Below are 14,094 nucleotides of genomic sequence, written 5' to 3'. Positions count from 1 at the left end.
TCGCGATCAACAAAAAACGGCACAGATATTGTGCCGTTTAATGAGATTATTTCTTGCGTTCTACCCATTTTCCATCGAGGTAATCCACAATCCATTTGGTTGCTTTGCCTTCTTTTTCTGAGGTAACGTATTGGCGTTTTTCTTTACGACTAAAGCGAATAATTGCCTCATTCCCTTCTGGGTCTCTTTGTGGTGCATCTGCAAGATACTGTAATTTCTCTGGTAAACGTTCACGATATTTAGCTAATTCAACCACTTTCGGTGCGCGACTTTCTCTAGATTTTGGGAAATTATGTGCCGACATAAAAACGCCACTTGCCCCATCACGCAGTACAAAGTAGGCATCTGATTTTTCACATTTCAATTCTGGGAAAGCAACGGGCTCTTCTCGTGGTGGAGCAACTTCACCATTTTTCAGAATTTTACGAGTATTATCACATTGCGTACAGCCCATATATTTTCCAAAACGCCCTAATTTTAGGTGCATATCTGCACCGCATTTATCGCATTCAACAACTGGACCATCATAGCCTTTAATTTTGAAAGTCCCTTCTTCAATTAAATAGCCATCACAATTCGGGTTATTACCGCAAATATGAATTTTACGAGCAGGATCAATTACATAGCTATCCATTGCTGTATCACATTTCGGGCAACGTTTACGTTGCATTAGTGCGTTAGTTTCGGAATCTTCATCTAACACATTCAATAATTCGGCTTCTGGAATTAAATTGATTGTGGTTTTGCAACGCTCTTTTGGTGGTAAGGCATAGCCTGTACAGCCTAAAAATACCCCTGTGCTTGCGGTACGAATTGCCATTGAACGTTGGCAAGTTGGACAGTGAATATCCGTTTCCACTAAATTGTTTGGACGCATTCCACCTTCTAATTCGTTTAGCTCCGCCGTTGTCAGTTTTTCTGAAAAATCACTAAAGAAGCGGTTTAATTCTTCTTTCCAATTACTATTTCCTGATGCAATTTGGTCGAGAGTATCTTCCATATTGGCGGTAAAATCGTAATTCATTAAATCTTGGAAGGATTCATTTAAACGATCTGTAACGATCTCCCCCATTTTCTCCGCATAGAAGCGGCGGTTTTCAACTCGCACATAACCTCGCTCTTGAATAGTTGAGATAATTGCAGCATAAGTTGATGGGCGACCAATCCCCCGTTTTTCTAATTCTTTTACTAATGCCGCCTCTGAATAACGTGCTGGCGGTTTAGTAAAATGTTGGCTTGGAATAACTTGATTTAGACTTAAAACCTCATTTAGTGCAACTTCAGGCAATTCTTGATCTTCAGCAGTTTTACCTTGAATAGGCAAGACTTTTGTCCAACCATCAAAACGCAACACTCGCCCTTTTGTTTTTAATTCATACTCACCTGCTGTAACCGTAAGACTCGTTGAATCATATTCTGCCGCAGTCATTTGACAAGCAAGGAATTGTCGCCAAATTAGATCGTATAAACGCTCTGCATCTTTTTCCATTCCTTTTAAGTCAGTGATTTTTACATTAACATCTGACGGACGAATAGCCTCGTGTGCCTCTTGTGCTTTTTCTTTACTTGCATAGAAATTCGGTTTGGTTGGTAAATAGGCTTTGCCGAAGGTTTGTTCAATATACCCTCTCGCCATCGTCAGTGCATCTTGGCTGAGATTGGTTGAATCCGTGCGCATATAGGTAATGTAACCCGCTTCATATAAGCGTTGAGCTAGCATCATTGTTTTTTTCACGCTAAAGCCCAAACGTGTACTTGCAGTTTGTTGTAACGTTGAAGTAATAAAAGGCGCTTTGGCTTTTGATGAAGTCGGTTTTTTCTCAATATCTGTGACAATAAATGCAGAATTTTGTAATGAACTGACCGCTTGGTCTGCCTGTTTCTGATTTTTGGCAGAGAATTTCTTACCTTTAGCGTGAGTTAAATCAAGAGCAAGCTCACCATTTTTAGCGGTGGTTTTTGCTACAATCTCCCAAAACTCTTCAGGTTGGAAAGCTTTAATTTCTCGCTCACGCTCTACCAATAGTTTTACTGCAACGGATTGTACTCGCCCAGCAGATAAGCCACGAGCAACTTTTTTCCATAGTAATGGTGATACCATAAAACCAACAACACGATCTAAAAAACGGCGGGTTTGTTGTGCGTTCACGCGATCAATATTCAGTTGTTCTGGCTTTTCAAAGGCTTGTTTAATCGCATTTTTGGTAATTTCATTAAATACAACACGACTAAAACGTGCATCATCGCCCCCAATCACTTCACGCAAGTGCCACGCAATCGCCTCCCCTTCTCTATCCAAGTCGGTTGCGAGATAAATATGATCAGCTTTCTTCGCAAGTGATTTCAGTTCAGACACCACTTTTTCTTTACCTGGTAGAATTTGGTAATGTGCTTTCCAGTCGTGGTAAGGGTCAATCCCCATTCGCTTAACTAAAGCGGTACGTTCTTTTTCAGATTTTACTCGTGCCTTTTGCTCTGCACTCATTCCTTTGGTTGAAATCGGTTTGGCTTTTTCGGTTTTTTCTTCCTTTTCCGCACCGCTTGTTGGCAAATCTCGGATATGCCCCACACTTGATTTCACCACAAAATCGCTACCCAAATATTTATTAATTGTTTTGGCTTTGGCTGGCGACTCAACAATAACTAATGATTTTCCCATTGTTACACCTAAATTGTTTATACTCTCAAAATTAGAAATAATGAACACAATAGACTAACTATTGTTTCTCATTCGTTTATATTTATTGCTTTTTAAAATAAAATGATGAAGACAATAGCAAGGCTTTCTACAAAATACAATATCAAAAGGGATAAAATGGATAAACTACACGCAATTAACTTATTTTGTCGAGTAATTGAAACCCAAAGTTTCACCCAAGCTGCTCAACAAGAACAAATTTCGCTCGCAATGGCAAGTAAATTGGTGGCACAGCTTGAAGCACATCTGAATGTCCGACTCCTGCAACGCACCACTCGCAAAATTACCCCGACAGAAGCTGGACTACTATTTTACCAACGCTGTTTACCTATTTTAAATGAACTCAAAGAGGCAGAAGCCTGTGTAACCGATATTACGTCCACCTTACAAGGCAAGCTTACGATCTCTGTACCAATGGATTTCGGCTCTCGCTTTATTGCCCCCCATTTAGGCAAATTTATTGAAACTTATCCCCATCTTCAACTTAACTTGGAATTTAATGATCGCCGAGTTGATGTGGTGGCTGAAGGTTATGATCTGGTGCTACGCATTGGCAAGCTAGAAGATAGTTCTATTGTGGCAAAACGTATTGCTCAAGCAGAGCATTTAATTGTCGCCTCTCCTCAGTATTTAGCTAAATATGGCGAACCCCAAGCAGCATCAGAATTACAACAACATCAATGTCTGCTCTACGAAGGACAACAAACTTGGCAATTTAATGAGAACGGACATCATATTAAATTTAAACCGCAAAGCCGACTATATAGCAATAATGGTTATGCTCTAGTGCAAATTGCAAAAGCACACTTGGGTATTATTCAGATCCCAAAATTCTTAGTAAAAGACGAGTTAGCATCAGGCGAACTGATTCCAATCTTAAATCATTTGGAACAGGAAAAACTGGATATTAGTTTGCTCTACCCACACCGCCGCTATCTATCCCCGAAAGTTAAAGTGGCTATGGAATTTTTTAGCACGTTAATGAAAGAACAAAAAGCGTATTTATAATTTATGCCTGATACAAGCGGTGTAATATACAAAGAATTTTGCAAAATTTTTATATAAAGTCACCGCTTTCAATCTTCGCAAAAGGCATCATTTTACCCACTCATCTCAGGCTTATTATTTACCATCACAGGAATAAATTCGGATTTCTTCAAGAAATTCTGCTCACGAAAGTTAATCGGGAAATGACAAGCAAATTCGTGTTGGCGGAACTTTCTTAATGGCGGTTTCACCACACATTTTTTCTGAGCAAAAGGGCAACGTGGCCCAAGACGACAACCAATTGGCATATCTTTGAGCATTGGCACAGAACCTTTTAGGGTGTTGAGTCGTCCTTTAAATGGATAAGGCTGAGAAAAATCGGGAACACTATGTAATAACACCGAAGTATAAGGGTGAAATGGCGTTTCCATTATGGTTTCTTTCGTGGCAATTTCCACTGTTTGACCGCAATAAAGCACATTAAAGGAATCAACCCATTTTTGAATACTCAACATATCGTTACTGACTAAAATGATTGATGTGCCTAAATTCTTATTCATACTGGAAAGCAATCGATAAATTTGTAGCTGCGTTGTGGCTTCCATTGTATTTGTTGGCTCATCAGCCACTAATAAACGGGGCTGATTAGCCACAGCCATTGCAATCATCACTTTTTGGGCTTCCCCTTCGGTTAAATCCGTTGGGTAGCTACGCATTACATCTTGGTGATCTTTAATGCCCACACGATGTAGTAACTCAATGGCTTTACGTTTTTTCCAGCCGAACCATTGCCACCATTTGCCTTTAAAGCGGATAGTTTGGCTTAATTGTTTACCAATAGGCAAACTTGGGTCTAAACAGGAAAGTGGATCTTGGAAGATCATTGAAATATCATCACCCACTAGCTTCCTACGTTGTGATGGTGAGAGTTTTAAAAGCTCAACATCATTAAAACGAAATCGATCAGCGGTAATAATCCACTCTTCTTTAACCAATCCGCAGATAACTTTGGCAATTAAACTCTTACCTGAACCTGATTCGCCAACTAAGCCACAAATCTCACCGCTGTCAAGGGTGAGATTGACGTTGTCCACCATTTTGATTCGCCCTTCTGGTGTTTCAATTTCAATGCTTAAATGACGAATATCTAACAATGCCATAATTAATACCGATATTTTTCTAAAACACGCACAATACTATTACCGAGTAGAGTAATAATTAAAATCACAAAGACGATTGCAAGCCCAGGTAGAATCACTGTCCAAGGGGCAATATAAACTAATTCCATTGAATCTCGAATCATTGTACCCCATTCAGGTGTTGGACTTTTTGCCCCCAGTGAGATAAAACTTAATGCACTAATATCCAATACTGCGATCACAAAAATATGAGACAGCTCTTTCACTGCAATCACTGTTAAATTTGGTAGGATCACTTCCTTGACTAAATCTTTAAATTTTGCTCCCTCTAAACGAAGAGTCACAACATATTCTCGTTTTAGCTCCTGCTGGGTAGTTTGATAAATTTTATGGATAAAATGTGGTAGCATCGCCAAAAAAATAGCTAACATAGCATTCGGTAAACTTGGCTCCATTAGCGTGGCGATAATAATCGCAATTAACAGAATAGGGGTAAATAAAAAGGTATCAAACAAATGCGACAGAATAAAAAAAGAACTCCCTTTTTTTGCTCCGGCTAAAATACCAATTACCCCGCCAATAACAGCAATCGCCAACGTAATTGTCAAAGCTGAGCCTACAGTGTAATAGAACCCCGATAAAATTCGACTAAAAATATCTCGCCCTAAATCATCAGTACCAAAGAAGTGACTAATTTGCCCTTGATCGTTCCAAGACGGTGGCATCAATTCTAAACCGACAAACTGTTGTTCAGCAGAATACGGGGCTATCCAGTAGCCTAATAATGTTAAACCAAGTAATGCAAAAAATAGATTAACACTAACCAATGCAATAGTATCTTGGCGCAGCACCGCCCAAAATTGAGTAAAATAGGCAGACTCTCTAAATTGTTCAGGATCTTTATTATTTAGCATACCAATCTTTCTTCTGTGAAGGGTCTAATAACGTGGTGATTAAGCTTGCTAGTAAATCCACCGATAATACGAATAAACCGATTGCCACTACCCCTGCAGAAATGGCGTGATAATCTTGAATAGATAATGCGTTAATCATCCAGCGTCCAACGCCGTCCCAGCTCACTACATTTTCAATTAACATTCCAAAAGCAAAAATAAGCGTTACATTGCGTGCAATCATTGGAATTAAGGCAGGAAGCGTATTGCGAATAATATGATTGCACCAAATTTTTAATGGTGACCAGCCTCGCACACGAGCCACTTTGACGTAATTCTGTTTCATTACATATAGTGTCCTTTGCTCTGTAATGCGTAACGTTTCTAGGGTTGCAGGTAATGCTAGGATTAAAGTAGGTAACGCCAAATGTTGTAACGCACTTTGCATCATTTTTAATTTATAAGGGGAATCAGAGAGTAAAATATCAATAAAAGTCACTCCCGTAACTGCTGGCACCGCATAAATTGGATGAATTTCCCCCACTGCCGAAATTGCCCAATGATTTATTGAAGCATAAGCGAGTAATAAAATTGCTAACCAAAACACAGGCACTGCTAAACTGAGTGAGCCTAGTGTTGAAAGTAATTTTCCAACCAAATGTTGCCGTTGTGTTGCCGAAAAAAATCCTAAGGGAATGCCTAGCAATAAGGATAAAAAAGTTGCCGATAAACAGAGTGAAATCGTCGCTGGAAACACATTTAAGATCTGTTTAGCTAGTGGCTCACCCGTGTTGTGGTTAATCCCCCAGTCCCCTTGTAATAAAGCCTGAACATAATTGAAATATGCAGTGAAATCATTACCCACTAAGTTATTTAACGGATCTCGTAATAAAATATGGTAGCTGATAAAAGATAAAATAATCAGCGTAATCAAAGTTAAAAATAATTTTCTAATCAATGCAAATAACATTCTTCAATTTTCTCGTGGCATATTCTGCTAATGTGTAGGTAACGCTAAATGAATTTCTGCTAATTTAACTTGCCCAAAATGGCTAATATTGACCTTAGCAACTTTCGGGCTAACTAATAATACCCGTTTAGTATTCACAAGCGGTAGGATTGGCAATTGCTGTTGCAATAATTCTTGTGCTTGACGATACAGTAGCCGTTGTACAAAGTGATCTTCACTTAACCTTGCACTTTGTAACAATGCATCAAAATCGTGATCGCACCAATTTGATAAATTCGTCACTGCATTTTGTGCATCGCAACTCAGGATAGGTGATAAAAACGCATCAGCATCAAAATTATTCGCCAACCAACCACCTAAAATGAGATCGTAGTCTGCTTGATTATTCTCTAATTGCTGGACTAGATAAGCCCGGCTAACTTGACGAACCTTAACAGTAATCCCCACTTTAGCCAAATCTGCCCGAATTAGCTCCGCCATTTTTAATGGATGGGGATTATAAACTTTTTTCTCGTCCACCACCCATAAATTCAAGCGGTCAGTTTCATCTGATTTTTTGCGAATAATATGCGGATAAAGATAACCATCTGGATTTGTTTCAGGAAAAATCGCTTTAGGTAATACATTGTCGGCAACGTCCGCCATTGAATAAAATAGTAATTTTGCTAACCGCTTGCGATCAATGGCTTGTGCAATTTGCTGACGAAAGGTAACATCTCGCATCTTTTCTTGACGGAAATTAAAGGCTAAATAGGCTAAGTTTGCCCCATCACTTTGCACAATCGCTTGCTTGTCGGTTAAAACGGATAACTGGCTTGGCTCAGGAAACGCTGATATATCACACTCTTTATTTAAGAATTTTGCCATTCGCCCCGTTGCTGTCGTTGAAAAATCCACAATCATATGCCCAATATGCGCTTTTTTCCCCCAGTAATGTGGGTTTGGAATGAGACGAACGTGATCATCTTGCTCATAGCGTTCAACTTGATATACCCCTGTGCCAATAGGAAAGCGGTTTAATTGCGCGAGATTTTCATCAGCGTTTAGTTGTAAAGCATACTCTTTCGACAAAATAACGGCATACTGACTAGCCAAATGGTGCAATAAAGAATTATCCGCAGCCGCCAATTTAATCATTACAGTGTGACTATTAAGTGCAGTAATTTCTTGAATGCGATGTTTTAGCCTCACACTGTCAAAATAAGGGAAATAGGTTCGTTCAGCAATTTCATTATTGATACGATAACGTGCTAAAGTCGCTTGCTGTTCGGCACTTAATTCTGGTAATTCAAACTCCTTCGCCATCATTCGATTTAACGAAAATACAATATCTTCTGCATTTAGCTTACGGGTTGGTGTAAACCAAGGGGTATGATGAAACGATACATCTTTACGCAAATAAAATGTAATGGTTAAACCGTCATCGCTGATCGTAAATCGCTCTGCTAGTGCGGGTTTTAATTTATTGCTAACTGGGTCAAACTCAACCAATTTATCGTAAAGCTGTTCCGTTACAATATTCATATTGCTCCCCACTTCTGCACGTTGCGGGTTAAACGAAAAATCTGAACCATCCGTACAATAAACCACGCTGTTATTGAGCAATTCTTGAGGAATACTTGGCGCTGAATAAGCGCTTTGATTTAAGCTAAATATTGCAAAAAAACTGCATAAAGCAACCGCTTGTCGATAGCATCTCATTATTTACCAATTCCATATTGTCGTAATTTATTCGCCACCGCAGTGTGAGAAATGCCTAAACGCTGAGCGAGTTTCCGCGTACTCGGATACTCTGCATAGAATTTGCGTAATAATGAAGACTCAAACTGATTAACTAATTCATCGAGCGATGCTTGTTCTAAATCTAACATTTCCGCATCCGGCAAGGACTCTTCAGGCAAATCTAAATCTTTGACTTGAAGTTGTTGATTTGCCAATGAACAAGCACGATAAATGGCATTATAAAGTTCTCTCAAATTTCCTGCCCAACGGTGTCGCTGTAACGCTTGCAAGAAAAATTCGTCATAGCTCGGTTCTTTAATACCGAGTTGTTGGCTAATTTGGCTAATAAAATGATCGGCAAGTAAAGGCAAATCAGCTTGTCGCTCACGCAATGGCGGTAAATTTAATGTCAGAACATTTAAGCGATGATAAAGATCTTCTCGTATTTTTCCTTCACTGACAAGCTGAGCTAATGGTTTTTGTGTAGTACAAATCACCCTTACATCAACCTGAATTTCACGCTCTTCACCCACTCTACGAAATACGCCGTCATTTAAAAAACGCAATAGCTTGGCTTGCATATCTAAGGATAGCTCAGCCACATTATCTAACAGAACAGTGCCACCATTGGTATATTCAAAAAAGCCCATTCTTTCTTTGCCTTCAACACTGTAACCAAACATTTCACTTTCAGCATCTTCTTCGGGCAAGCCTGCACAGTTTACGGCAATAAAACGTTCATCTCGTCTAAAACTAAATTGATGACAAGCCTTCGCAAATAAATCTTTACCTGTTCCAGTTTCACCTTGAATCAGTAAAGGTGCTTTCAATATGGCAAATTTCTTGGCTTGTTCAATAACGAGTTTCATTTTAGGGCTACTTGCGATCATTGCATCAAATTCACTGGTTTGATTAGCCATAAACTGATGTAAATCGAGTTGCATTGCTTGTTGTGATTGTAGAGCCACCACATAACCTAACGGGCGATTTTGATCCGTTTCCCATAATTCAATAGGAAGTAAATCAATACGCCACATCTGATTATCAAATTGAATTGGGTTCGAAATCGGCTGTAAGGTATCTTGCTGTGCAGTAGCACCTTGCTCAAGGAAAGCTTTATACCACTTTGTTTTATTTAAATTGGCTAATACGTCATTTAGGGGGATTCCATTGAGTGTCTGTAATTTTTCTTGCTTACGTTTAGACAAATTTTGTTTATACGCTGGCAATAAAGAGTTGATCGCCTGTTGATTAGCAAACTCAATATTCCCTTGTAAATCAATGGATAAAACAGGATTAGGTAAAGCACCCAATACCGCTTGTAGCTCTAAATTTTTACGCTCTTGAGGTAAATGATGAATATGCTGAACCTTCGTTATGCCTGAGATTTTGGCAATTTCTTTGAGTAATTTAGGCTGTACATTTTCATCTACAGCTTCGGTGCGTAAATATACTACCCCTTTATCCGCAAATTTTTGCAGTTCAATACCTTCTAAATTTATCTGATTTTTTACTAATAAACTTAAAATATCTTGGGCTACGCCTACTCTCTCTACACAAGTTATCGCTAGTCTCATTGTTTATCCTTTTGCAAGTTTTAAGCTAAATCTTACCGCTTATGGACAACTATAATAACGCCAAATTCACATTTTGGAAATTTTTGTTTACAATAAATTCAATAATCTGTTTGTAAATATTGATTATCTAATTCATGCATAAAAAACATGTGAGTAAGAGCACAAAACATAAAAATCACCCGCTATCAACTTATCCCCCTATTCACATATTCCAAAACAACATTTAAAATAAATCAATCATAACAATAAATCATATAAAAGGATAAAAAATGAAAATTATTCCATCAAGAGAAGCAAAAGAAATGTGTATGCAAGGAGCGATATTGATTGATATTCGTGAAAGTGCTGAACACAAGCGTGAACATATATCGGCAGCAATTTCTTTCCCTTTATCTCAATTACAAACAAAAAGTATTACTAATTTTCCCCAAAATGCAGTAGTTATTTTCCATTGCAAATCAGGCGTAAGAACAAAACAGTCACAATCACAACTTTATGAAGTTGCCCAGAAGCATAATTGTGATGCATATCTACTTGAAAATGGTATTGATGGTTGGAAACAAGCAGGGCTAGAAACCATACTAGATCGCACGCAACCTATTGACTTAATGCGACAAGTACACATTACAGCAGGTTCATTCGTATTATTAGGTATGATACTGGGTACATTTATCCACCCTTGGTTCTATTCTATTTCAGCATTTATTGGAGCTGGCTTAGTCTTTGCAGGGGTAACTGGATTTTGTGGAATGGCTCGCCTATTAGCCAAAATGCCTTGGAATAAATAAACTTGCAAAATTATCTCAATATCTGACCGCTTATAAGCGGTTAGATCTTAGGTTATTTTTACAAGTTAATCCGATACAGAGTTAAACCATTGAAATCGGTAATGTAATTAAATCCCTCTACCCCATGAGTTTCCAAACTCGTGCCAAAAAATCTTTTGCAAAAAATTGAACATATTAAACCGCTTGTAAGAATCCGAAAACACCCGTGTGGACACGGGCGTTATCGAGGGTGTATCAAGCGGTAAGATCAGCTTAATTTATGACAATCTTACCGCTATTTAAGGCTTAATGAGCCTCGTCCCAGTTTTTCCCGATACCGACTTCGGCGATTAGTGGGACTTCTAGGGCAATTGCTTTTTCCATTTCAATTTTAATAAGCTGGCTGTAATGCTCTACTCTGTCTGCTTTGACTTCAAATACAAGTTCATCGTGTACTTGCATAATCATTTTTATATCATCACAATCTCGAATTGCATTATCAATACCGATCATTGCCACTTTGATAATATCGGCTGCTGTTCCTTGCATTGGAGCATTGATTGCCACACGTTCGGCAGCTTTACGGCGGATTTGGTTACTTGATTGAATATCGGGTAAATATAAACGACGTCCAAATAAGGTTTCGACATAGCCTTTTTCAGCAGCTTTTTCACGAATATCCATCATAAATTGCTGTACCGCAGGATAGCGTTGGAAATAGAGTTCCATATATTTTTTCGCTTCTGCTCGCCCAATACCCAGTTGGTTAGATAAACCAAAATCGCTCATTCCATAGATCAAGCCGAAGTTGATTGCTTTGGCACTACGGCGTTGTTCACTTGTTACTTGTTCTAATGGCACATCAAAAATTTCCGCTGCGGTGGATCGGTGAATATCTTTCCCTTCCGCAAAGGCTTTAATCATATTGGCATCTTTTGCCAAATGAGCCATTATGCGTAGCTCAATTTGCGAATAGTCTGCCGCTAAAATTACATAGCCTTCTCGAGCAATAAAGGCTTGGCGAATACGTCTGCCTTGTTCGTTGCGGATTGGAATGTTTTGTAAATTCGGATCACTAGAAGAAAGTCGCCCTGTTGCCGTTACCGCTTGATGATAAGAAGTATGTACTCGTCCTGTGGTGGCGTTAATCATCTGTGGCAATTTGTCGGCATAAGTGGATTTCAATTTACTTAACCCACGATGTTCCATCAATAATACGGGTACTTGATGCCCCATTTGTGCTAATTCTTCAAGAACTTCTTCATTAGTTGATGGTGCACCTTTCGGGGTCTTCTTCAACACAGGTAAGCCTAACTTAGTAAACAGAATTTCTTGTAATTGTTTGGTGGAAGCTAGATTGAAAATTTCGCCTGCTTCTTTATGCACTTGTTGTTCTAATTCGGCTAAACGTTGTTCAATTTCAATAGAATGTGTGCGAAGCAATTGCGGATCAATCAATACGCCATTGCGTTCAACACGAGATAATACCGCAACTAATGGCATTTCAATCTGTTCAAATAGTTTCAATAATTCAGGTTCTTTGCTCAGTTCCTGACTAAGTACTTGATGCAATTTCATTGTAATATCCGCATCTTCAGCAGCATATTCTGTGGCTTGTTCTAATGAAATCAGATCAAAGGTTTTCTGATTTTTGCCTTTTCCTGCAATCTCTTCAAAAGGAATGGTTTGATGCCCTAAATAACGTTCAGCAAGATCGTCCATATTATGTCTGCCTGTACTATTTAAGGTGTAGGATTCTAACATTGTATCGAATGCGATGCCTTGTAGTTCAATACCATTGCGTGCAAAAATAGTTAAATCGTATTTAATATTTTGTCCCACTTTTTGAATGCTTGGGTTTTCTAAAATAGGTTTTAACTGAGCAAGACACTGTTTTTTATCCAGTTGTTCAGGTAATAAAGCCAATTCACTCTGCTCTGCTTGGCTTTCATCACCAAATAAATCAGTTTGTGCTGGCTTGCTAATACCTTTATGGGCAAGAGGAATGTAGCAAGCCTCGCCATTTTCTAGCCCAAAAGAGATTCCGACTAATTCCGCTGACATTGGATCTAAACTATTGGTTTCGGTATCGACCGCAATCACTTTCGCTTTTTGTAATTTTTCAAGCCATTGAGCAAACTGCGTTTCTGTCTTGACACATTGATAAGCGGTACGATCAATCTCAATTTTTGCAAATTGCTGTTCGGAACTGACCGCTTGAGTGGCTTGATATTGGTTTGGTATTTTTTCGGGTGCTGTTTGGGTAACAGGATTAGTATTATCCATCACTTCGTTTAACCAACGCTTAAATTCGTAACGACCAAACAATTCCACAAGCTGATCTCGCTGTTGTGGCTGTGTGAGTAATTGATCGTGAGTCACATCAAGGGGAACATCAGTTTTAATCGTAGCCAGTAGATATGAGAGATCGGCAGTCTCTTTTTCTGCGGCTAACTTCGGTGCAAAGGTTTTAGCTCCACGAAAAGAGAGTTCTGCAACCTTATCTAAATTGGCATAGATTGTTTGCATTGAGCCAATTCCTTGCAGTAAAGCGATAGCGGTCTTCTCACCCACCCCTTTTACACCGGGAATATTATCCGATGAATCGCCAAGTAGGGCTAAGTAATCAATAATTAGCTCTGGCGGAATACCATATTTCTCAATAACGCCATCTCTATCAAGTAACGTATTGTTCATTGTGTTGATCAACATAATATGATCGTTCACCAGTTGTGCCATATCCTTATCGCCTGTGCTGATTAACACATTCTTACCTGTTTGAGCGGCTTGTACCGCTAATGTACCAATCACATCATCAGCTTCAACGCCTTCAATAGAAAGCAAAGGAATGCCTAAGGCTTTGATCATTGCGTGTAGAGGTTGAATTTGAGAACGTAATTCATCAGGCATTGGTGGTCGGTGAGATTTATATTGTTCAAATAATTCATCTCGAAATGTTTTCCCTTTCGCATCAAAAACCACAGCAATATGGCTAGGTTCAACCTGTGCAATCAAACTTTTTAACATATTTAATACGCCATACATTGCCCCGGTTGGCTCACCTTGTTTATTGGTTAATGGTGGAAATGCGTGAAATGCACGATAAAGATAGGACGAACCGTCCACTAAAACGAGTGGGTTTTGTGCGATAGTAGCCATTTAGATCTCTTTCAATAATAACAATTTAGGCTCATTATACCGAAATATTTAGCAAATTTCGCCTCTATCTCCTCGGCTGAACCGATAGCAGTAATAGTGGCTTTATAAGTCGAGATAATGTACTGAAACATCACATTCTCTCTGTCAATATAACCCATTGTTATAAATAATCTTTTATACTC

General features: G+C 38.9%; 9 protein-coding genes and 1 pseudogene. 2 read left to right on the top strand and 8 right to left on the bottom strand.

Going from position 1 to position 14,094, the window contains the following annotated elements:
• Window positions 1–46: 46 nt before the first annotated feature.
• A complete protein-coding gene (topA, locus tag A1D26_RS06145; protein ID WP_157403180.1) occupies window positions 47–2,659 on the bottom strand; it encodes a type I DNA topoisomerase in 2,613 nt (870 codons plus the stop codon).
• 156 nt (window positions 2,660–2,815) lie between these two features.
• Between topA and A1D26_RS06140 the strand changes: the two genes are divergently transcribed.
• Complete coding sequence (locus A1D26_RS06140) at window positions 2,816–3,706, top strand: LysR family transcriptional regulator (protein ID WP_157403179.1); 891 nt, start codon at window positions 2,816–2,818, stop codon at window positions 3,704–3,706.
• 92 nt (window positions 3,707–3,798) lie between these two features.
• Here the strand turns inward: A1D26_RS06140 and A1D26_RS06135 are convergent, their stop codons facing one another.
• From A1D26_RS06135 to A1D26_RS09705, 6 genes and pseudogenes are all read right to left on the bottom strand, one after another.
• On the bottom strand, window positions 3,799–4,845 hold the full coding sequence (locus tag A1D26_RS06135) for a peptide ABC transporter ATP-binding protein (RefSeq protein WP_157403178.1): 1,047 nt from the start codon (window positions 4,843–4,845) through the stop codon (window positions 3,799–3,801).
• A gap of 2 nt (window positions 4,846–4,847) precedes the next feature.
• The gene (locus A1D26_RS06130) at window positions 4,848–5,738 is read right to left on the bottom strand and encodes an ABC transporter permease subunit (protein WP_157403177.1); all 891 of its coding nucleotides are present in this window, start codon (window positions 5,736–5,738) and stop codon (window positions 4,848–4,850) included.
• Window positions 5,728–6,687, bottom strand: coding sequence for an ABC transporter permease (locus tag A1D26_RS06125; protein WP_157403176.1), 960 nt, complete (start codon window positions 6,685–6,687; stop codon window positions 5,728–5,730). The genes A1D26_RS06130 and A1D26_RS06125 overlap by 11 nt, the downstream gene beginning before the upstream one ends.
• Before the next feature lie 27 nt (window positions 6,688–6,714).
• The gene (locus A1D26_RS06120; RefSeq protein ID WP_157403175.1) at window positions 6,715–8,388 is read right to left on the bottom strand and encodes an ABC transporter substrate-binding protein; all 1,674 of its coding nucleotides are present in this window, start codon (window positions 8,386–8,388) and stop codon (window positions 6,715–6,717) included.
• Window positions 8,388–9,329, bottom strand: coding sequence for a sigma 54-interacting transcriptional regulator (locus A1D26_RS09645; RefSeq protein ID WP_232516814.1), 942 nt, complete (start codon window positions 9,327–9,329; stop codon window positions 8,388–8,390). Before A1D26_RS09645 ends, A1D26_RS06120 begins: the two co-directional genes overlap by 1 nt.
• 477 nt (window positions 9,330–9,806) lie before the next feature.
• Window positions 9,807–9,986, bottom strand: a pseudogene (locus A1D26_RS09705) (ACT domain-containing protein); the annotation flags it as partial.
• Between the two features lie 269 nt (window positions 9,987–10,255).
• Here A1D26_RS09705 and A1D26_RS06110 point away from each other — a divergent pair.
• A complete protein-coding gene (locus A1D26_RS06110) occupies window positions 10,256–10,774 on the top strand; it encodes a rhodanese family protein (RefSeq protein WP_157403173.1) in 519 nt (172 codons plus the stop codon).
• Window positions 10,775–11,059: 285 nt separating this feature from the next.
• On the opposite strand, the gene polA is transcribed toward A1D26_RS06110, so the two are convergent.
• Window positions 11,060–13,912 (bottom strand): DNA polymerase I, encoded by a 2,853-nt coding sequence (gene polA, locus A1D26_RS06105; protein WP_157403172.1) that lies wholly within the window; start codon window positions 13,910–13,912, stop codon window positions 11,060–11,062.
• Window positions 13,913–14,094: the final 182 nt, after the last annotated feature.

This window comes from Ursidibacter maritimus (genome assembly GCF_009761395.1).
Lineage (GTDB): Bacteria > Pseudomonadota > Gammaproteobacteria > Enterobacterales > Pasteurellaceae > Ursidibacter > Ursidibacter maritimus.
The sequence above is the reverse complement of the archived record's forward strand: the minus strand, read 5'-3'. Positions and strand labels throughout refer to the sequence as shown.

What these genes read in the sequence shown, in the direction of transcription:
- topA (WP_157403180.1), bottom strand. Translation starts at nt 2,659, where the DNA reads ATGGGAAAATCATTAGTTATTGTTGAGTCGCCAGCCAAAGCCAAAACA.
- A1D26_RS06140 (WP_157403179.1), top strand. Translation starts at nt 2,816, where the DNA reads ATGGATAAACTACACGCAATTAACTTATTTTGTCGAGTAATTGAAACC.
- A1D26_RS06135 (WP_157403178.1), bottom strand. Translation starts at nt 4,845, where the DNA reads ATGGCATTGTTAGATATTCGTCATTTAAGCATTGAAATTGAAACACCA.
- A1D26_RS06130 (WP_157403177.1), bottom strand. Translation starts at nt 5,738, where the DNA reads ATGCTAAATAATAAAGATCCTGAACAATTTAGAGAGTCTGCCTATTTT.
- A1D26_RS06125 (WP_157403176.1), bottom strand. Translation starts at nt 6,687, where the DNA reads ATGTTATTTGCATTGATTAGAAAATTATTTTTAACTTTGATTACGCTG.
- A1D26_RS06120 (WP_157403175.1), bottom strand. Translation starts at nt 8,388, where the DNA reads ATGAGATGCTATCGACAAGCGGTTGCTTTATGCAGTTTTTTTGCAATA.
- A1D26_RS09645 (WP_232516814.1), bottom strand. Translation starts at nt 9,329, where the DNA reads ATGGCTAATCAAACCAGTGAATTTGATGCAATGATCGCAAGTAGCCCT.
- A1D26_RS06110 (WP_157403173.1), top strand. Translation starts at nt 10,256, where the DNA reads ATGAAAATTATTCCATCAAGAGAAGCAAAAGAAATGTGTATGCAAGGA.
- polA (WP_157403172.1), bottom strand. Translation starts at nt 13,912, where the DNA reads ATGGCTACTATCGCACAAAACCCACTCGTTTTAGTGGACGGTTCGTCC.